The organism is Polaribacter pectinis (assembly GCF_014352875.1).
GTDB classification, from domain to species: Bacteria; Bacteroidota; Bacteroidia; order Flavobacteriales; family Flavobacteriaceae; genus Polaribacter; species Polaribacter pectinis.
This window is the reverse complement of sequence record NZ_CP060695.1, coordinates 3,357,597-3,376,774: the sequence shown is the minus strand read 5'-3', so window position 1 is coordinate 3,376,774 and position 19,178 is coordinate 3,357,597. Positions and strand designations below refer to the sequence as shown.

The following is a 19,178-nucleotide window of genomic DNA, read 5'->3' as shown; positions in this document are numbered from 1 at the left end:
TCTTAAAATATTTAAAATCCTGAACATTCGTTCAGGATTTTTTTGTGCTATATATTAAAGAGTCAAACTAATTATCTGAATACTTTTTTCTTTTCTAAAAAAAATAAAATAAAAATGTAACCTTTTTGTAAATTGAAGGTTTTAAGAATAGAAACCAACCAAAACAACCAACTTGAAACATTTAACTGACGAAGAAGTAATGTTGCAAATAGCAAATGGCAAACTAGATATGTTAACTATTCTGTTTGACAGGTACAACGTGCGTATTTACAACTTTTTCAATAAAATGGTGCATAATAAGATGGTGAGTGAAGATTTAACGCAAGATGTTTTTATGAAAGTAATTAAATACAAAGCATCTTATAAAAACAAAAATTTTGCAGCTTGGATATATACAATTGCGCGCAATATTTTTTCGAGTCATTATCAAAAAACAAAAAAAGAACGTTCTAATGAAATTGATGATAACACAATGTCTAATGAAGTGTTGGTTTCTGAAAGTAGACAAGAAGAGTTAGATCATTTACAAAAAGCATTGTTGCAATTAAAAAATTCTGAAAGAGAATTAATAGTGATGCATCGTTTTCAAGAAATTAAATACGAGCAAATTGCACAAATAATTGGTAGTAGTGAGAACGCCGTAAAAGTGAAGACACATAGAGCATTAAAAAAATTAAAAGAAATTTATTTTCAAACAGCATAAAAATGAAGTGTACAGAAATTCAAAATCAATTTACAGATTATTTAGAAGGTTCAGTATCAGAAGTTGCAAATTCTGATGTAAAAGAACACCTAAATTCTTGTGCAAATTGTTACCAAGAATTGGAAGAACTAAAATCGTTTTTAACTATTCTAGACAATGAAAAACTAGATATTCCTTCTGCTAATTTGAGAATGAATTTCGAAAAAATGTTAGCAAAAGAAATCGAAAAAGAACAACCGAAAGTTGTGCAATTACAACCGGAACAAAATTGGAAAACTTATCTTAGAGTTGCTGCTAGTGTTTTAATTGTAATAAGTGCTTTTTTAATTGGTAAGTATGAATCTAATGTTACAAAGATTGCAAATAATTATCAAGTGGAAAAACAACAAGTATTGGCTTTATTAGAAAACAGTTCTGCCAGTAAACGAATTTTAGCTGTTACAAATGCTGAAGAATTTACCAAAAAAGACACAAAAATAATTGACGCATTAATTAACCGTTTGTTTTTTGATAACAATGCAAATGTACGTTCTGCGGCAGCAGAAGCATTGTCTAAATTCTCAACTGAAATGATTGTTAGAGATGCATTAATTAAGTCTTTAGAAACAGAAAAGAACGCATCAGTTCAAATAGAATTGATTGAGATTTTGGCTAAAATTCAAGAAAAAAGAGCTGTAGAATCTATGGAGAAAATTCTTAAAAACGAAGAAACTCCACAATATGTAAAACAACAAATCGAATTAAATTTACCTAGTTTATTATAAAAATTAAGAAATCATGAAAAAAATATACATCCTATTATTATTAGTTTCAAGTATTGTTTCCGCACAAAATAAAGAATTTAAATACTCATTATCTGGTGTTAAAAAAGTAGTACTAGAAAGTGGAACAAAAATTGTTTTAACTGCAGGAAACACTTCAGAATTAGTTCTTGTAAACAATAAAGACGAGCACGAAAGTCATGATCATTTTCCTGGACGTGAAGATCATCAAAAAGAAAAAGACGATAAAAGAAAAGGCTTAACAGCCATATATCCTGGAGGAAAAGACAATACAGATGGTTTTGGATTTTCTATTAAAAAAGAAGGGACTGTTTTGTACGTTACAGATTTAAAATCTAACTTTCAAAGACATGGTATTAATTTAACATTGCCAAAAACAATGAATATTTCTGTTGATGCAGGTAATTTAGGCTCTGTTTTAATGGATGGTTTTACAGGCGAAGTAGAAGTATCTACAAATGTTGGACAAATAGAATTGAAAAATGTTACAGGACCAATTACTGCAAATACAAGTGTTGGTAAAATTGACATCGATTTTAGTAAAGTAAGTCAGACTTCACCAATAACTATTAGTTCTTCGGTTTCTGAAATTGATGTGGCAATTCCTGCAAATACTAAAGCCGATTTAGAATTAAGAACACAAGGAACTGTATACACAAATTTCGATTTTGATGTTCCGCAGAAAAAAGGATTACCAAATGTTAGCGGACGAAAAACCATTAACAGTAAAATAAACAATGGTGGTGTAAAAATCTACATTAAATCTTCTATGGGTAATATTTACTTGAGAAAAAAATAATTTATTCAAGATTTCTTTAAGAAATCAACCTACTAATTTAAACAAATTAAAACACTAAAAATGAAAAGTTTACTCTTATTCATAGGCTTGTTATTGACTTTTAACAACCTAACAGCACAAAAAAAAGTAACAGAAAACACCAATAGTAAAAATATTAAGGACGTTTATGTACATCTAAAATTCGCAAATAACATCCTTGTAAAAAACTGGAATAAAAAAGAAATTTCTGTTGAAGCAACTGTTAATATAGATGACAACAAACACAACGATTATTTCAACTTTAAAACTGATAGAATTGGCGGAACTTATAAAGTAAGTTCAGATTATGGAGATTATTTCAAGAAATACAGAAGCTATTTTTCTCACACTCATAAAGAAGGTGAAGAAAATGAAAATAATGAAGATGATTGTCATAAAAACCAACATACAAACATTGTAAACTATGTAATTTATGTTCCTAAGAACATGGAATTAAAAATTAAAAGTATTTCTGGAAATGTAGTTGTAGACAGCTATGATGGTGAACTTATTTTAGATTTAATTAGTGGAAACATCACCATTAAAAACCACTCAAAAGAAATGCACTTAAAAACAATAAGTGGAGATATAGATATTTATGTTTCTGATGCAAAATTTGAAGCCAAAACACTGTCTGGTTCTGTATACTCTGATTTAGATATTGATTTTGAAAAAAAAAAGAAAAATAGTTATGGTTCTACAATTAATGCAACTGTAAATAAAGGCACAGCTTCTTTAAAATTAAACACTATTAGCGGAGATATTTTCTTACGAAAAATATAAAACTAATATTTTGAATTGATTATATAACAACCATTTTCTTTTTAGGATGGTTGTTTGTTTTTTAGATTAAATTTCTTTCTCTAAATTCTTTATAAAATCATCAATTGAAGTAGCTTTATCAACAGAAAAATTTCCAATTTTTGTTCTTCGCAAAGCAGATAAATGTGCACCAGAATTTAATGCTTGCCCAAAATCGAAAGCCAAAGAACGAATGTAAGTTCCTTTGCTACAAACTATTCTAAAATCTACTTTAGGAAAATCAATTTTAGTTATTTCAAACTCTTTAACAGTGACCGTTCTTGCTTTTATTTCTGTAGTTTCTCCTTTTCTTGCCAATTCATACAAACGTTTTCCATCCTTTTTTATCGCAGAAAAAATTGGTGGTTTTTGTTCAATTTCGCCAATAAACTGTTTGGTAGTTTCTTTTAATAATGCTTCAGAAATATGTTCTGTAGGAAAAGTTTTATCTATTTCTGTTTCTAAATCGTAACTTGGTGTTGTTGCTCCAATGGTAAAAGTTCCTGTATATTCTTTTTCTTGACCTTGGTATACATGAATTTCTTTAGTTTGTTTACCAGTACAAATTATTAATAAACCAGTTGCTAACGGGTCTAAAGTTCCTGCATGACCAACTTTAATTTTTTTAATTTTAAAGCGTTGTTTTATATGCCAACGTAATTTATTTACAGCTTGAAAAGATGTCCATTCTAGTGGTTTATCAATCAATAAAACTTGACCGTTTTTGAAGTCTTCTTCAGTCATAATTGCTAAATCTATACCAATATTAATTTAACAACGCGTATCCTATTGCAATAAAACCAACAATTGCACAGTACAAAGAAAAGTAAGAAAGTTTGCTCTTTTTTACTAAAGAAATCATCCATTTACAAGCTAATAAACCAGCTAAAAATGCAGCAATAAAACCAGCAGAAATAGGTATTATTTCTGATGATTGAAAGTTTAAATCTCCACTTAAAACGTCTTTACCAATTTTACCAAAAATTAACGGAACTACCATTAAAAAAGAAAAACGTGCGGCTTTAGTTCTATCAATTCCTAATAAAACCGAAGTAGAAATTGTGGCTCCTGATCTAGAAATACCTGGTAACATTGCAATTGCTTGAGATATACCAATAATTACAGCATTAGAAAATGACACTTTTTTATTGGTGTTTTTTGCTTTATCTGCCATTAATAATAAAACTGCAGTTACTAACAACATGCAACCAACTAATAATATTTTTCCTCCAAAAAAAGATTCTAATTGCTCTTCAAAAAGTAAACCTACTACTACTGCAGGAATCATAGAAATAATGATTTTTAAAGAAAACTTTAATTCATCATTCCATTTAAACTGAAACAAGCCTTTAATAAGTTCGGCAACTTCTTTTCTAAAAATAACTAACGTACTTAATGCAGTTGCAAAATGCAATACCACTGTAAAAGTTAAACTTTCCTCTGGTACAGAAGTGTCTCCTAAAATAGCTTTTGCTAATTCTAAATGTCCACTAGATGAAACTGGTAAAAATTCTGTTAAACCTTGAATTATACCAAGAATAATTGCTTCAATAATATCCATATTCTATTTTTTCGGATTTGCTAAAATAGCATAAATCTCTATTCCCAAACCAATTATTACTAATGTTGGCGCCAAACGAATTCTTTGCCAATTATAAATTTCTTCATTAAAAACTTCTGGATTATCACTACCTCCACCAGACATAAAAATAAATCCTAGAGCAATTACAAGGATACCAACAATCATGATGATGTAATTCTTTTTTCCGAATAAAAATTCTTGCTTTTCAGCATTTTTTTCTTTCATATTTCTAGTAATAAAGTTCGTCTGTTTGTAAATTTAAAAAACGTTGAGTAGCTAAAAAAGTACTAAACCAAGTAATTATAAATGCCGATAAAATTACACCACCAACTAAATAGCTTAAGGTTACATAATCTTTTATTAACTCTAAACTTGGTGCGTACTTATCTAAATAGTAAATTACTACTGCTAAACCAATTAGTGCTAATATTGCACCAATCATTCCTAATTTTATACTACGCCAAATAAAAGGTTTTCTAATAAAGCTTTTTGTTGCACCAACCATTTGCATGGTTTTTATGTTGAATCTTTTCGAATAAATTGATAATCTTATAGAACTGTTAATTAGAATAATAGCCACCAAACCAAAAAACCCACTAACTATTAACAGCCAAAAACTAATTCTTTTAATATTCTTGGTTAGTAAAGTTATTAAAGGTTTATCATAAGAAACATCTGCAACAAAAGCATTTTTAAGAAAACGAGTTTCTAATTCTTGTATTTTTTCTGGAGTAACATAATCTGCTTTCAAGTAGACATCTATTCCATTTTTAAGAGGATTTTTACCTAAAAACTCTAAAAAATCTTCCCCAATTTCTTTACTATAATTTTTTGCTGCTTGTGTTTTTGAAGTATAAATAATTCTTTTAGCAAATTCTTCCTTTTCTAAAGAAGCTTTAAAAGTATTTATCTGTTTTCTACTTACTTCATCTTTTAAAAACAATGAAATAGCTACTTTTTCCTTTACACGATTGGCAACTAACGTAGATTTTAATAAGATTAAACCTAAAATTCCAACCATAAAAAGCACCAAAGCAATGCTTATTACAACAGAAATGTAAGAAGATTGCAATCGTCGTTTTTGATAAGAATCAAATTTTGAAGACATTTTTCTATTTGCTTTTTAAACGCTGCAAGATAATAATTAGTATGCAGTTGACAGTAACTGTTTGCAGTATTTTAACTAATCTATTTCTTGGCACAACTCAATTAAAACTCCGTTTGTAGATTTTGGGTGTAAAAAAGCCACCAATTTATTATCTGCACCTTTTTTAGGAGTTGAATTTAAAACCTTAAAACCCTCTTTTTTTAGTCTTTCAATTTCGGAATAAATATCTTCTACTGCAAATGCAATATGATGAATTCCCTCTCCTTTTTTATCAATAAATTTAGCAATAGGACTCTCTGGATTTGTAGCTTCTAACAATTCTATTTTATTTGGTCCAGATTCAAAAAAAGAGGTTTTTACCCCTTCTGAAGCAACTTCTTCTACTTTATAATGTGGTTTTCCAAAAAGTGATGAAAATAGTTTATTAGATTCTTCTAGGTTTTTTACAGCAATGCCTATGTGTTCTATTTTTTTCATTTTGTAAAAATAAGAAAAGCTATTATAAAATAGCTTTTCTTATCGATCATTAAAAAAGATTAAAGTTAATTTTAGTAGCTAAAATTAGTATCTTCATCTACATTTAGTTTTTCAACTTTTAAATAGATGTTTTTCATATTCGTTTTATTTGCGTTTATTGTTTTTGCATTTAGAAAAATGTTTTCGTTTTCTCTTAATAAAATTGTAAGTGTATTGTTAGCAGATTTTATTGCATGAAAACTAGAAGTATCTTTAGTTATTTCTGCATTTTCTTCATGAACCTCGTTACTTATTACCAATTCTAATGATGTTATAACATCTTTGTAAAAAGTATGAATCGAGTTTTGTTTAAATCCCCAAGAAATTCTATAAACTCCATATACAGGAATAGTTAGTGTATTATTGGAAACAGGACCTTCCTTTTTGTTTGAATTGAAATTTACAGGTCCATTTGTTGTTAATTCCTTTAACTGAAAATCTAATTTATAACTAGATTTATTTTCTACTGGCTTTTCTAATACATTTACATTCATAAGTTGCGTTTTTACAAGACTAAAGTTAAAAATGAGTTACTGTAAGAATGAGAACTTCGTATTTATAAAAAAGCCTCATCAATTATTAATGAGACTTTTTTAGCAATTTCCCCTAACTTTTCTTTTTCTTGTTACAAATTTCAATTTATTGTTTGATTTAGACCACAGGAATTATATTGATAATCATACAGGAAAAACACCCTTAGTTTTATAATGTTTTTCTATGAAGCTAATAAAATAGAACTTCAATTAGATTTTGTAAATTGCTCTAAATATTAACCTAATCTTTATTACCATGAAAAAAATCAACAAAATCGTTATTGTATTTATCTCTATCTTATTTTTTTATTCTTGTTGTGAGAAACAAAATTCTGACAAACCAAAACAAGCAATTGATTATTCAACTGCAAGTAAGCTACAAAAAGAGTATATAGCAACTAGAGCTAATGTTTTGAATGAACATTTAAATGCTAATGGACATTTTAATAAAATGAAAACTACAGAAGATAAAACAGTTAAAAGCGATTTTATAAAAGATGTTAGAGATGTAACTTTCGATTTTGCCACTATTAAACAATATATAGCTTACGTAGAAAAAGAAGCACAAGAAAAAGGAATAGACAAAAAAGAATTAAAATTAAGGGTTTATCTTGGTGCTTATCCAACTAAAAGCCCAAATGAAAAAATTAAAAAAGAAGATTTAGGTTATACAACCGTATTTTTTATGCCTGTTAAAAGAAAACTTTCTAATGGTGCTAGTTTCTTTTATCAAAATGATGATGAAATTATTAAAGACATAGATGGCCTTAATATGGGTAATGGTGGAAACCCTCCTCATTTTAATGATTTATAATAGAAGATTATTAAAAAAATGGGTAATATTATTCACGTATTTGAGTTTATTGCAGCTTTATTAGCTACTTATCATTACAAGAAATACAACAAATCAACAGAAAAGTATTTTATGCATTTTCTGTGGTTTGTTTTTATTATTGATTTTGGCATTGGAGGCTATATTGGTAAGGTTTTAAAAACAGAAAATAGCTGGGTGTATAATATCTATTTTTTAATAAGTTTTTTATTTTATTTTAATTGGTATTACAAAATAATACAAAAAAAGAAGTTTAAACAAATAGTATTTTTTCTAGCAATACTATTTGTTTTTATAGACGTTTATAGTTTTATTTTTGAAGACAATAAAGAATATCATATTAAAGCATTTGTTTTTGGTGCTATTATTAATTTAATTGCTACACTTTTATATTTTTCGGAATTACTATCTAGTAAAATAATGATTCACATTAAATATAAATTAAGTTTTTGGATAGCAACTGCATTACTTCTTTTTAATGTTGGTATAATACCTTTTATGATTTATACAGAAGAAATAACAATGTCTAATCAAAATTTGTATCAAATAATTCTAATCTCTTTTAATCTAATTTTATATACTTGTTATTCAATCGGTTTTATATGGAGCAAGAAGGAGTACAATCAGGAGTAGAATCTACATTAATTTTTACATCGCTATTAATTTTATTAATGACAATAACTGTTGTTGTTTTCTTTGTGGTTTATCAAAACAGGAAAAACAAATTATTACAAGAACAAAAAGACGAAAAAAAACGTTTTGAGCGCGAAATTGCTGAAACTCAAATAGAAATTAGAGAAGAAACTTTAAGAAACATAAGTTGGGAATTGCACGATAATATTGGTCAGCTTTTAACATTGGCAAAAATTCAGTTGCAAACTACTACAAAAGAAAACATTAATGAAGTTTCACAAACCATCTCTAAAGGATTAACAGAAGTAAGATCTTTGTCTAAATTAATAAATCCAGAAGCAATTAAAAATATTGATTTACGTGAAGCAATTCAGTTAGAAATTGATAGATTTAATCGATTAAACTTTATAGATTCTAACCTTAAAATTATAGGTAAAGAATTAGAAATTGATAAAAAATCTAGCATAATAATTTTTAGAATTTTACAAGAATTCTTTTCTAATACCATTAAACATTCTAAAGCCTCTATGCTTACGGTAGTTTTAGAATATACATTAGACACACTAATTATTACTGCCACAGATAACGGAATTGGTTTTGCTGCACCAGAAAATACTAATAAAGGAATTGGTTTAGAAAACATAAAGAATAGAGCAAAATTAATTGGAGCTGAAGCCAAATTTTCATCAAAAAAAGGGGCAGGAACAAAACTATCTATACATTATAAATTATGATAAAATATTCAGTAGTAATTGTAGACGATCATACATTATTATCGCAAGCAATTGCAGGTATGGTTAATACTTTTGATAAATTTAAAGTTTTATATACTTGCAAAAACGGACAAGAATTAATTGATAAGTTCTCTTCTTCTCCAAAAAACATTCCAGATGTAGTTTTAATGGATATTAATATGCCAATTATGAACGGAATTGAAACTACAGAATGGGTTACAGAAAATTACCCTATAACAAACATTATGGCACTTTCTGTAGAAGATGAAGATACTACAGTTCTTAAAATGTTAAAAGCAGGTGCAATTGGTTACTTATTAAAAGACACAGAAAAATCTGTTTTAGAACATGCTCTTATAGAAGTTGTAGAAAATGGTTTTTTTCACACAAAAAATGTTACCAATTTATTAATGCAATCTATTTCTGGTAATGGAAAAGATACTATTGTATTTAAAGAAAGAGAACTTACATTTATGAAGTTAGCTTGCACTGAATTAACTTATAAAGAAATTGCAGACAGAATGTGTTTAAGCCCAAAAACAATAGATGGCTATAGAGATGTTTTGTTTACTAAACTAAACGTAAGAAATAGAGTTGGTTTAGTAATGTATGCTATTAAAAATAAAATTTATACACTATAAGTATTAAGCTATTAAAAACAAAAAAGCCAGTAAAGAATTAACTTTACTGGCTTTTTTTATATAATTAAAGGAAAAATTATTTTCCTGTAACCTTTACATTATCTACTTGAAAAGTAGTAGTTACACCATTATCTGCTCCTTCATATTTAAAAGCAACATGAAGTTTACCTGATAAACAAGAAACATTTATAGAACCAGAACTAACAAAACTTCCGTAACCAGAAGATGGTCCTTCAGATAAAACTGCATCTAATCTTAACCAAGTAGCCGTAGTTACATCTCCTGTAAAATCTGAAGATACATAAGTTGATAATGCTTTTCCATTATCAAAACCTGTATTTGTTTCAAATGTTAACTCTTCATCTGTTGTAGCATCTAAATCTATTTCTGGTGAAACTAACCAAACTTCTAATGGAGTTTCTCCTGATCTAAATGCCGAAATTTGAAGGTATCTATTTCCACTAAAACTTCTTGATTGGTAAATAGTACTTCCACCATTTACGTTTACGTTTGTCCAACCTGCAGCAGTAATTGCACCAGACGTTGTAATGTTTTCGAAATCTTCTTCTAATAAAACAACGCTTCCACCAACTGCTCCTGTACCACAATCTAAAACTGGAGGATCACATCTGTCCATATCTGTAAATTCTAAATCTGACGGTTTGTTTGCTATAGCAACTAAAAACTCTGATCTAAAGTCTTTAGATAATACTGCTGTAAATGTACCTTTTCCTTGAGGAACTAAATTAGATTTAAAACTTGCAAACGTACTTGTTTGTAATTGGATTGTTTTTTCTGTTTCACATTCAAAAACAGTTCTAAAACCATCAAACTCATCATTAGATTCACCTGCAAAAGTTTTAGTTAAATCTGACTTTAACATTTGTGCAGAAGGTAATTGTATCATTGTACTAATGTGTTCTCCTGTAATATCTGCTAACTTAATACTTGTAGGTACTATTTCTGCAACAGTTGCAGATCTAAAAATATGTTTTGCTACAGATGTAGAAGGAATATCATCTACTTGATCTCCATCTAAAACTCCTAAAACATATTTACCAGGAATACCATTTGTTGGGCTAATAAAATTAGCGCTTTCCCCATCATCATAAGAAACTGACAAACCATCTAATTTAATATAGATCTTTCTTCCGATATCAAAAGTTTCACTTAAAGAAGTTTGGTTTATTATAATTTCAATCCCTGCTGTTGGGTTTTCTGGCTTATCTTGTACCATTAATTTTTTGTAAAAATTACCTGTTGCATCACTAGATACAACATAAGCTTCTACATAAGTTGGGTTTTCTTCATTTTCGAAAAAAGTATACACTAAATCTCCGCTAGAATTAAACTCTTGCTGTAACGCCGTTTTAATTGCTAAAACTGAAGAATTTGCTGTAATATTAGGTTCTACAACAGATACATCTGGTACTGTAAAATCTCCATCTTGTACACAAGATGTAATTGAGAAGGCTATCATTAAAAATGATAAAAAGCCGAAAATTTTATTTGTTTTCATAATTGTATATATTAATGAGTTTTTTATTTTATTTAAAATCTATAGTTTACGTTTAAGAAATAAGAAGTTCCTCTACCAAACCAATATTTGTTTCCAAATACAGGTGTATCTAATTCTTTATCTTCTTTTAATTGTCTGTAATTTGCGTTTCTACCTTGCTCAAAACCACCAGATTTATATTTGGTGTTAAATAAATTACCAAGACTAGCAAATACACTAATATATTGATCTCCTATTTTCCAAGATTTACCACCAATCATGTTTACAACCATATAATTGTTAAACTTTTCTTGTTGTAATAATTCTCTAGCAATGTCAACATCATAATCATTAAATGGAATTCCTCCATCATCTGCAAAATTAGAAGTTCTTGTTAACGGAGCTACATCTACATATACATTATCAAAAAAGTTTGCAGTTGCACCAACAAACCAATAATCTGGGTCTCTATATTCAAAACCAACTGAATAAGCTGTTTGTGGTCCTGCTGCTAATTTGTAATTCTTAAGGTTTGCTGCACCAAAATCTTTACGACCGTTAACAAAACCTGCATCTGTAGAACGTGTATTGTTCTCTGTAGTTAAGTATAAATTTGGATTATTATCATAAGTATATTGCCCAATATTACCTGCAGCTTTTAACTTAATAGTAGGTGTTACCTGCGCTTCTACACCAAATTCTGCTCCAAAATGTTTTTTATCAATTCCTGATAAAATTTCTTGTACAAATGCTGTGTTGTCTCCTCCAATTCCATCAGCAAAGAAAAAAGAAATTTCTGTTGCGTCTTGAACTTTTGTGTAATAACCTGTAACTTTAGCTTGTAAAATTGGACCTCTAAAAATATAACTTGCATCTGCAGTCATTATTTTTTCGCTAGTTAAATTCTCTACAGTATTATTATTTTCTCTAGAATTAGAAAATGAATTTCTTAAGTTAGGTGCTTTTGTTAGATAACCTGCATTTACATTAAATAAATGACGTCCAGAAAACTTATAAGTAAAACCACCTTTAGCACCATAATTTGTAAATGATAATTCTTCTGACTTCCCTAAAGAATTATTTGCAAAACCTCCATTTTGAAACAAACCTTCTCTTTGATGAGATGTTCTAGATACGTTAGCAGCTAAATAAAAGTCAACTTTATTATATTTAAATTGTCCCTGAACAAAACCATCTATTACATCAGAAAACAAATTAAAATTGTATTTAAACTTTTCTCCTACTCCTACTACATTTAATGGGTTTAGTAAATCGTTTTGTTTTTCATCGAAAGAATCTGCAAAAGAATCTGCATCTAAATAACCTGTTCCTCCTAATAAATCTATTACTTCTGCAAAGTTTTTAGATTTTAATTTAGTGTATTGAACTCTGGCATTTAAAGTGATATTTTCTGATATTTCTTTGTCTAAAATACTGTTTACAGTAAATTGAGTATCATCATTTCTATCTTCATATAAAACATAAGAAGAATTCCCTCCATTTTGTGGATTAAGGTTTGCATTATACAAACTATTCCAGTTTAACTGACCATCATTTATAAAGTTCTGTTGGATATCATAAATATTAGAATACCCTTGTCTTAAACCATAACTAGGTAGTTTTTGATAATATGTAGGATCTGGGTTAGAAGCTCCTAAATTAACAATATAAGGATTTCCATTACCATCTACAGCAGTTCCATCTACTCTAGTTCCGTTATTGTCTATTCTACTATTTCCTGTTTTACCAAATTGGTAAGAAACATTTGTATTAATAGATGTAGTTTCATTTAAATCCCAGTAATGATTCAACATTAAAATTGGTTCTGAAACTTCTTTAATACGAGAGTTTCTAATTTCATTATTCTGAAAACCCCAATAAGAGTTATATCTAATACCTTTTAAATCGAAAACTTCTTGAGTTTGTGGAGCAGATTTTCCTCTTCTATTAAAAGCTGTAATTGAAGTAAAATTTAAGCTATGTTCTTCATTAAATTTCTTTTCTAAAGAAAGAAACATAGAGTTTGCATTATACATAGTACCATCTACAAAACCTTCATTTCCTGCTCTTCTACTTGCAGCAACTGTGTATGCCCAACCATCTTCAGACATACCTGAAGAATGTGTTGCCATAACTCTGTGTTGGTAACTTCTGTTAGACGCTGCATAAGAAATACGAGTTCCTGGTCTTTGGGTTGAAGCTCTTACATTTATATTTGTAGAACCTAAAATTCCTCCAAAAGTATAAGCAGAGGCAGTTAAACCAGTACTAAATTCTTGATTTCTTAAAACATCATTTAAACCTCCCCAATTACTCCATTGTGGTCTTCCACTATAAAGCTTGTTCATGTCTATTCCGTTAATAAGTAACTTACCATTTTCTGAATCTAAACCTCTAATTCTAAAAAAAGAAGAACTAAATTCGAAAGCAGCCGTTCTTAAATATACATCTTGACTTGCTTGTAACAAACCAGAAATATTATCTGCAGCACCACCATCATCGTTTAATTCATCATCTGTAATGGTAACAATACTTAAGTCTTGGTCTTCAGTTATATCTTTATATAATAAGATAGTACCTAAATCTACCATTTTCCCAGTAAGTTCTACAGGAAAATTTTGTGTTTCATAACCCGCTAATTTAATCTCTACAATGTAGTTGCCGTTGGTAAGGTTTTTTAAAGTAAAGACACCATCTGCACCTGTAATCTGGCTAATTGAAGTGTTAATTACGCTAACCGAAACACTTCGCAGAGGGTTTTCTGAATCGCTGTCTGAAACAATTCCTTTTACAATATTCTGTGCTTGTAACCCTATACTAAAGAATAACAACATAAATATTGATAAAACAATTTTTCTCATAAATGTGTATTTATATTTTATATATTTTTTGCAAAAATGCTCACAAAATTAACAATTTTTAACATACAATTGTGTTAAAATATGAATATAAAATTTTTGGCGTGAAATTTGTTTTATATGTTTGCATAGAAAATATATAAAATGAAAAAAAATATAGCCATATTATTATTGCTTTTAGTTTCAATCTCATCTTCTTTTGGTCAAAAGCAAGGTAAAAAATACAACATAAGAACAATTGCTTTTTATAATTTAGAAAATTTATTCGACACAATTAATGATGTAACAAAGAATGATGAAGCTAGCCCAATGATGGAAATTAAAGCTAATAGGTCTAAAGTTTATTGGGATAAAATTGACAAATTAGCAAGTACGATTGCTCAAATTGGTTTAGATAAAGCAAATACAAGTCCGGCTATTATTGGAGTTTCTGAAGTAGAGAATTTAAGTGTTCTTGAAGATTTAGTTAAATCTAAACATTTAGCAAAACAACGCTATGGTATTATCCATTACGATTCTCCTGATAAAAGAGGAATTGATGTAGCATTATTATATCAGAAAAGATATTTTAAACCTATTTACCACGAAGCTTTCAATCCTAAAATTTACAGAGATAATTTCCCTGTTTATACAAGAGATCAGTTATTAGTTTCTGGTTATTTAGACGATGAATTGATACATGTTATAGTAAATCATTGGCCTTCGAGAAGTGGTGGTGAAGCAAAAAGTAGACCTTTACGTGAAAAAGCAGCATATCAAAACACAAAAATTATTGCTCAAATAAGAGAAAAAGAACCTAATGCTAAAATCTTAACAATGGGTGATTTTAATGATGACCCAATAAACTCAAGTTTTAAAGAGGTTTTAAAAACCAAGAGTAGAAAGAAAGATGTTGCAGAAGGTGATTTATACAACCCATATGAAGACTTACATAGAAGAGGATTTAACACATTAGCATACAGGGATAACCTTAACTTATTCGACCAAATACTTTTTACATCTCAATTGTTAGACAAAGGAGAAAAAGATTTTTCTACATACAAAATGTACAAAGCTATGATTTTTAACAAACGTTTTCTAAGCGGAAAAAAGGGGAAATATAAAGGTTACCCTTTTAGAAGTTTTTCTAACGGTGGGTATACAGGAGGATATTCTGACCATTACCCTGTATATATTTATTTAATAAAAGAAAAACAGTAACTTACTCTTATTAAGTTAGAAAAATATTATAAATATTTAATATTCTAAAAATAAAAAAACCCACAACTTTAAAGTTGTGGGTTTTCTTTTGATAAAAAATTATTGCCTTTTACAATTATAAAATTTAATCTTTAACAGATTTAAATCTATAATGTAAGTATGTGTAAGCATCTCTAGGTATAATTGTAATCCACTTTTTGTGTTTTAGATACCATCTAAAACGTATAGAATTTACGCCTTTTAATAAATATGCAGCAATAAATGGATGCAAGTGTAATTGTATCTTTTTATTTTTTGGATTAGAAATAAATTTTTCTAAATCTGCTTCAATTTTGTCTAATAAGACAATTGGCGCTTCTACTTGTCCATTTCCATTTGGGTTGGCTTCGGTAGTTTTTATACTTAACTCTGGTCTTACCCTTTGTCTTGTAATTTGTACCAATCCAAATTTACTTGGAGGTAATATTTTGTGCTTTGTTCTATCTAAAGCCATTTGTTCTTTCAAGTGCTGATACAATTTATTTCTGTTTTCAGCCTTGTGCATATCAATAAAATCTACAACTATAATTCCGCCCATATCACGCAGTTGTAACTGACGTGCTATTTCTGTAGCAGAAATTAAATTTACTTCTAATGCTGTATCTTCTTGAGAACCTGCTTTATTAGAACGGTTTCCACTGTTTACATCTATAACATGTAAAGCTTCTGTGTGCTCTATTACTAAATAGGCACCTCTACTCATAGAAACTGTTTTTCCAAACGATGTTTTAATCTGACGTTCTATTCCGTATTTTTCAAAAATCGGAATTTCTGATTTATGTAATTTTACAATCTTCTCCTTTTCAGGAAAAATTTCTTGTAAATACTCTTTGATTTCTACTTTCAGTGTTTCATCATTTGTTACAATATTTGTAAAAGAATCATTCATTACATCTCTTAAAATAGAAGATGCTCTGTTTAATTCACTCAATATTTTTGTTGGTGTGTTTGTGTTTGCAATTCGCTTACACATAGTTTTCCAACGCTCTAATGAGTTTTGCAAATCTTTATCTAATTCTGCTACTTTTTTTCCTTCTGCAACAGTTCTTAAAATAACGCCAAAACCTTTAGGTTTTATGCTTTTTGCTAATCTTTTTAAACGTTCTTTTTCTTTTGGGTCTTCAATTTTTTGAGAAACTGAAACTCTGTTTGAAAAAGGAACTAAAACTAAAAATCTACCAGCTATAGAAAGTTCTGAACTTAATCTTGGGCCTTTTGTAGAAATTGGTTCTTTTACAATTTGTACTAACAGGTTTTGTCCTGTTTTTATTACTTTGTTAATACTACCGTCTTTGTTAATGTCTTCCTCTTTTTGGAAGTTCTTTAAAGTGAATTCTTTATACTTACCTGTGCTTACTTTCTTAAGGAATGAGTTTAATGAGTTTACCTGCGCACCTAAATCATGATAATGTAAAAACCCATCTTTTGGGTAACCTACATTTACAAAGGCCGCATTTAAACCTGTTAACACTTTTCCTATTTTGGCTAAAAATATATCGCCAACAGAAAACTTGTTACCAGTTGTTTCATTATTTAATTCAATAAGTTTTCCATCTCTTAATAAGGCAAAATCAATATCAGATGAATTTGAACGAATTATTAATTCTGTTTTCATGCTGAATTTGGTTTTAACACTGCACGTAATTGTGCAGATGGATTAATATTGTCAGGTATTTTTGTAATACCGTGAGAAAATTTACAGCCTTACACTGCTTGCAAATCTTCTAATGTCAATGAACTTTTTTGTTTGATTGATTTTCTTCTCGCTAAACAATAAACGAAAAAGTAAGCGTTAGCTTACTTTTTCTTCTTGTGTCTATTTGCTCTAGCTCTTTTCTTTCTTTTGTGTGTAGAGATTTTTGCTCTCTTTCTTTTTTTACCACTTGGCATAATGCTTGTTGTTTTTTAAACCAATTAAGGTTTAGATTAGTATTTTGTTACTTAACAGCTACTTTACTTTTTACTCCTTCAGTAAAAGTTTTTGCTGGTTTAAAAGCTGGAATGTTGTGAGCAGGAATTTTAATAGTAGTATTTTTTGAAATATTTCTACCTGTTTTTTCTGCTCTAGTTTTGATAATAAAACTACCAAAACCTCTTAAATAAACGTTGTCACCACTTTCTAATGCACCCTTTACTTCAGTCATGAATGCTTCAACAGTTGCCAAAACATCCGTTTTTTCAATTCCTGATTTGTCTGAAATTTTTGATACGATATCTGCTTTCGTCATGTCTCTATTTTTACTATTTTTTTATTAATTGTCTTCTAAAAATGCGGATGCAAATATATGATAATTAATCAATAGCAAAAAAATAAAGACTTAAATTTATGTGAATTTTAAAATGTAATATTGCATTTCTATTTTTTTAAAATGAAATTTTCTAACACATTAATATACTGGTACTTACAAAACAACAGAGAACTACCCTGGCGTAAAAGTAAGAACCCATATTTTATTTGGTTGAGCGAAATTATGCTTCAACAAACAAGAGTTGCTCAAGGTTTATCTTATTATTTAAAATTTACGGAAGCATTTCCAACAGTTTTCGACCTTGCAAAAGCAGATGAAAGTACCGTTTTAAAAATGTGGCAAGGTTTGGGTTATTATTCGCGTGCAAGAAACTTACATTTTTCTGCAAAATTGATTGCAAATGAATTAAATGGCGAATTCCCATCAACTTATAAAGAAATTATAAAATTAAAAGGAATTGGAGATTATACAGCTTCTGCAATAGCTTCTATATGCTTTAACGAACCAACAGCAGTTGTAGATGGAAACGTTTACAGAGTGCTTTCTCGTTATTTTGGCATTTTTACAGCAATTAACTCGACTGCAGGAATTAAAGAGTTTAAAACACTTGCACAGACTTTAATTGATGAAATCAAACCAGGAACTTACAACCAAGCAATTATGGATTTTGGCGCACTACATTGCAAACCTCAAAATCCACTTTGCAATTCTTGTCCTTTTTCTGAAAGTTGTATTGCTTTTGAAAAGAAATTAACCAAAGAATTACCTGTAAAAGAGAAGAAAATAAAGGTCAGAAAGCGTTATTTTAATTTTCTTGTAATAAAAACCGATGATAACAAAACCATTTTATCCGAAAGAAAAGGAAAAGGAATTTGGCAAGGTTTGTATCAATTTCCATTAATTGAGAGTGAACAAATCATCAATCAGGAAGAAATTATTGCTTCAGAAAAATTTATTGATTTATTTCCTAACGAAACAACCATTTCGCTTTTCAATAAAAAAGAGATAATACACAAACTTTCTCATCAACATTTATATACCAATTTTTGGGTTGTAGAAACAAAAAAACATAAGAAAGCTAATGTTTCTTGGAGTAAAATTGAAGATTTTCCAGTACCTATTCTTATTGCTAATTTTTTAGATCAATTCCAACTTAAAAAGTAATCGATATTTTTAGTACTTTTGATATAGAAATACGCAAGCTATGGCAGGAACAATAAATAAAGTAATTTTAATTGGTAATTTAGGAGATGATGTAAAAATGCATTATTTTGATGATCAAAATTGTGTAGGACGTTTTCCTATTGCAACTAGTGAAAGTTACACAAGTAAGCAATCTGGCGAAAAAGTAACTAATACAGATTGGCACAATATTGTTGTTAGAAATGGTTTGGCAAAAGTTTGCGAAAAATACTTATCTAAAGGTGATAAAGTATATGTGGAAGGAAAATTAAAAAATAGACAATGGGAACAAGATGGCGTTAAGCGTTATTCTACTGAAGTTCATGTTAATGAAATGACTATGTTGTCTACCAAAAAAAATTCTGAAAACAGCAATACTCCGCAGCAAAATACACCAACTAATGTTGCACCAAAATCTGTTGCACCGGAAGAAAATGACGATTTACCCTTTTAATAACTTAAATTTTTAA

Annotated in this window: 21 protein-coding genes; 11 read left to right on the top strand and 10 right to left on the bottom strand. The window is 28.8% G+C overall.

Annotated elements, in window-relative coordinates; all coding sequences use genetic code 11:
* Nucleotides 1-172 precede the first annotated feature (172 nt).
* Genes H9W90_RS14935 through H9W90_RS14920 form a run of 4 tightly spaced genes read left to right on the top strand, consistent with a single transcriptional unit; the run spans nt 173 to nt 3,085 of the window.
* Nucleotides 173-703, top strand: coding sequence for an RNA polymerase sigma factor (locus tag H9W90_RS14935; protein ID WP_187482371.1), 531 nt, complete (start codon nt 173-175; stop codon nt 701-703).
* A gap of 2 nt (nt 704-705) precedes the next feature.
* Nucleotides 706-1,467 (top strand): zf-HC2 domain-containing protein, encoded by a 762-nt coding sequence (locus tag H9W90_RS14930; protein ID WP_187484011.1) that lies wholly within the window; start codon nt 706-708, stop codon nt 1,465-1,467.
* 13 nt (nt 1,468-1,480) lie between these two features.
* The gene (locus H9W90_RS14925; RefSeq protein ID WP_187482370.1) at nt 1,481-2,284 is read left to right on the top strand and encodes a DUF4097 family beta strand repeat-containing protein; all 804 of its coding nucleotides are present in this window, start codon (nt 1,481-1,483) and stop codon (nt 2,282-2,284) included.
* Between the two features lie 60 nt (nt 2,285-2,344).
* Entirely contained in the window at nt 2,345-3,085 is a 741-nt protein-coding gene (locus H9W90_RS14920) for a DUF4097 family beta strand repeat-containing protein (RefSeq protein ID WP_187482369.1), read from the top strand.
* Nucleotides 3,086-3,151: 66 nt separating this feature from the next.
* Here H9W90_RS14920 and truB read toward each other — a convergent pair whose 3' ends face one another.
* From truB to H9W90_RS14890, 6 genes are all read right to left on the bottom strand, one after another.
* Nucleotides 3,152-3,847 (bottom strand): tRNA pseudouridine(55) synthase TruB, encoded by a 696-nt coding sequence (truB, locus tag H9W90_RS14915; protein ID WP_187482368.1) that lies wholly within the window; start codon nt 3,845-3,847, stop codon nt 3,152-3,154.
* A 22-nt stretch (nt 3,848-3,869) separates the two neighbouring features.
* The gene (locus tag H9W90_RS14910) at nt 3,870-4,664 is read right to left on the bottom strand and encodes an undecaprenyl-diphosphate phosphatase (protein ID WP_187482367.1); all 795 of its coding nucleotides are present in this window, start codon (nt 4,662-4,664) and stop codon (nt 3,870-3,872) included.
* Nucleotides 4,665-4,667: 3 nt separating this feature from the next.
* The gene (locus H9W90_RS14905) at nt 4,668-4,910 is read right to left on the bottom strand and encodes a DUF3098 domain-containing protein (RefSeq protein ID WP_187482366.1); all 243 of its coding nucleotides are present in this window, start codon (nt 4,908-4,910) and stop codon (nt 4,668-4,670) included.
* A gap of 4 nt (nt 4,911-4,914) precedes the next feature.
* Nucleotides 4,915-5,793 (bottom strand): cell division protein FtsX, encoded by an 879-nt coding sequence (locus H9W90_RS14900; protein ID WP_187482365.1) that lies wholly within the window; start codon nt 5,791-5,793, stop codon nt 4,915-4,917.
* Between the two features lie 75 nt (nt 5,794-5,868).
* Nucleotides 5,869-6,270, bottom strand: coding sequence for a methylmalonyl-CoA epimerase (mce, locus tag H9W90_RS14895; RefSeq protein WP_187482364.1), 402 nt, complete (start codon nt 6,268-6,270; stop codon nt 5,869-5,871).
* A 71-nt stretch (nt 6,271-6,341) separates the two neighbouring features.
* Nucleotides 6,342-6,803, bottom strand: coding sequence for a hypothetical protein (locus tag H9W90_RS14890; RefSeq protein ID WP_187482363.1), 462 nt, complete (start codon nt 6,801-6,803; stop codon nt 6,342-6,344).
* Nucleotides 6,804-7,098: 295 nt separating this feature from the next.
* On the opposite strand from H9W90_RS14890, the gene H9W90_RS14885 reads away from it, so the two are divergent.
* From H9W90_RS14885 to H9W90_RS14870, 4 genes are read left to right on the top strand one after another with little or no spacing between them, the layout of a single operon-like run.
* Nucleotides 7,099-7,656, top strand: a complete 558-nt coding sequence (locus tag H9W90_RS14885; RefSeq protein ID WP_187482362.1) for a hypothetical protein — start codon at nt 7,099-7,101, stop codon at nt 7,654-7,656.
* An 18-nt stretch (nt 7,657-7,674) separates the two neighbouring features.
* Nucleotides 7,675-8,307, top strand: a complete 633-nt coding sequence (locus tag H9W90_RS14880; protein WP_187482361.1) for a hypothetical protein — start codon at nt 7,675-7,677, stop codon at nt 8,305-8,307.
* The gene (locus tag H9W90_RS14875) at nt 8,277-9,041 is read left to right on the top strand and encodes a sensor histidine kinase (RefSeq protein WP_187482360.1); all 765 of its coding nucleotides are present in this window, start codon (nt 8,277-8,279) and stop codon (nt 9,039-9,041) included. Before H9W90_RS14880 ends, H9W90_RS14875 begins: the two co-directional genes overlap by 31 nt.
* On the top strand, nt 9,038-9,682 hold the full coding sequence (locus H9W90_RS14870; protein WP_187482359.1) for a response regulator transcription factor: 645 nt from the start codon (nt 9,038-9,040) through the stop codon (nt 9,680-9,682). The genes H9W90_RS14875 and H9W90_RS14870 overlap by 4 nt, the downstream gene beginning before the upstream one ends.
* A gap of 76 nt (nt 9,683-9,758) precedes the next feature.
* Here the strand turns inward: H9W90_RS14870 and H9W90_RS14865 are convergent, their stop codons facing one another.
* Both H9W90_RS14865 and H9W90_RS14860 read right to left on the bottom strand, forming a co-directional pair.
* A complete protein-coding gene (locus H9W90_RS14865; RefSeq protein WP_187482358.1) occupies nt 9,759-11,201 on the bottom strand; it encodes a DUF5689 domain-containing protein in 1,443 nt (480 codons plus the stop codon).
* A 32-nt stretch (nt 11,202-11,233) separates the two neighbouring features.
* Nucleotides 11,234-14,041, bottom strand: a complete 2,808-nt coding sequence (locus tag H9W90_RS14860) for a carboxypeptidase-like regulatory domain-containing protein (RefSeq protein WP_187482357.1) — start codon at nt 14,039-14,041, stop codon at nt 11,234-11,236.
* Nucleotides 14,042-14,182: 141 nt separating this feature from the next.
* Here H9W90_RS14860 and H9W90_RS14855 point away from each other — a divergent pair, with 141 nt between their 5' ends.
* Nucleotides 14,183-15,238, top strand: coding sequence for an endonuclease/exonuclease/phosphatase family protein (locus H9W90_RS14855; protein WP_187482356.1), 1,056 nt, complete (start codon nt 14,183-14,185; stop codon nt 15,236-15,238).
* A gap of 124 nt (nt 15,239-15,362) precedes the next feature.
* Here the strand turns inward: H9W90_RS14855 and H9W90_RS14850 are convergent, their stop codons facing one another.
* Entirely contained in the window at nt 15,363-16,892 is a 1,530-nt protein-coding gene (locus H9W90_RS14850) for an Rne/Rng family ribonuclease (protein ID WP_187482355.1), read from the bottom strand.
* A 322-nt stretch (nt 16,893-17,214) separates the two neighbouring features.
* Nucleotides 17,215-17,505, bottom strand: a complete 291-nt coding sequence (locus H9W90_RS14845; protein WP_187482354.1) for an HU family DNA-binding protein — start codon at nt 17,503-17,505, stop codon at nt 17,215-17,217.
* Nucleotides 17,506-17,646: 141 nt separating this feature from the next.
* On the opposite strand from H9W90_RS14845, the gene mutY reads away from it, so the two are divergent.
* Together mutY and H9W90_RS14835 are read left to right on the top strand one after the other, a co-directional pair.
* The gene (gene mutY, locus H9W90_RS14840; RefSeq protein WP_187482353.1) at nt 17,647-18,690 is read left to right on the top strand and encodes an A/G-specific adenine glycosylase; all 1,044 of its coding nucleotides are present in this window, start codon (nt 17,647-17,649) and stop codon (nt 18,688-18,690) included.
* 40 nt (nt 18,691-18,730) lie between these two features.
* A complete protein-coding gene (locus H9W90_RS14835) occupies nt 18,731-19,162 on the top strand; it encodes a single-stranded DNA-binding protein (protein ID WP_187482352.1) in 432 nt (143 codons plus the stop codon).
* The last annotated feature ends 16 nt before the right edge of the window (nt 19,163-19,178 follow it).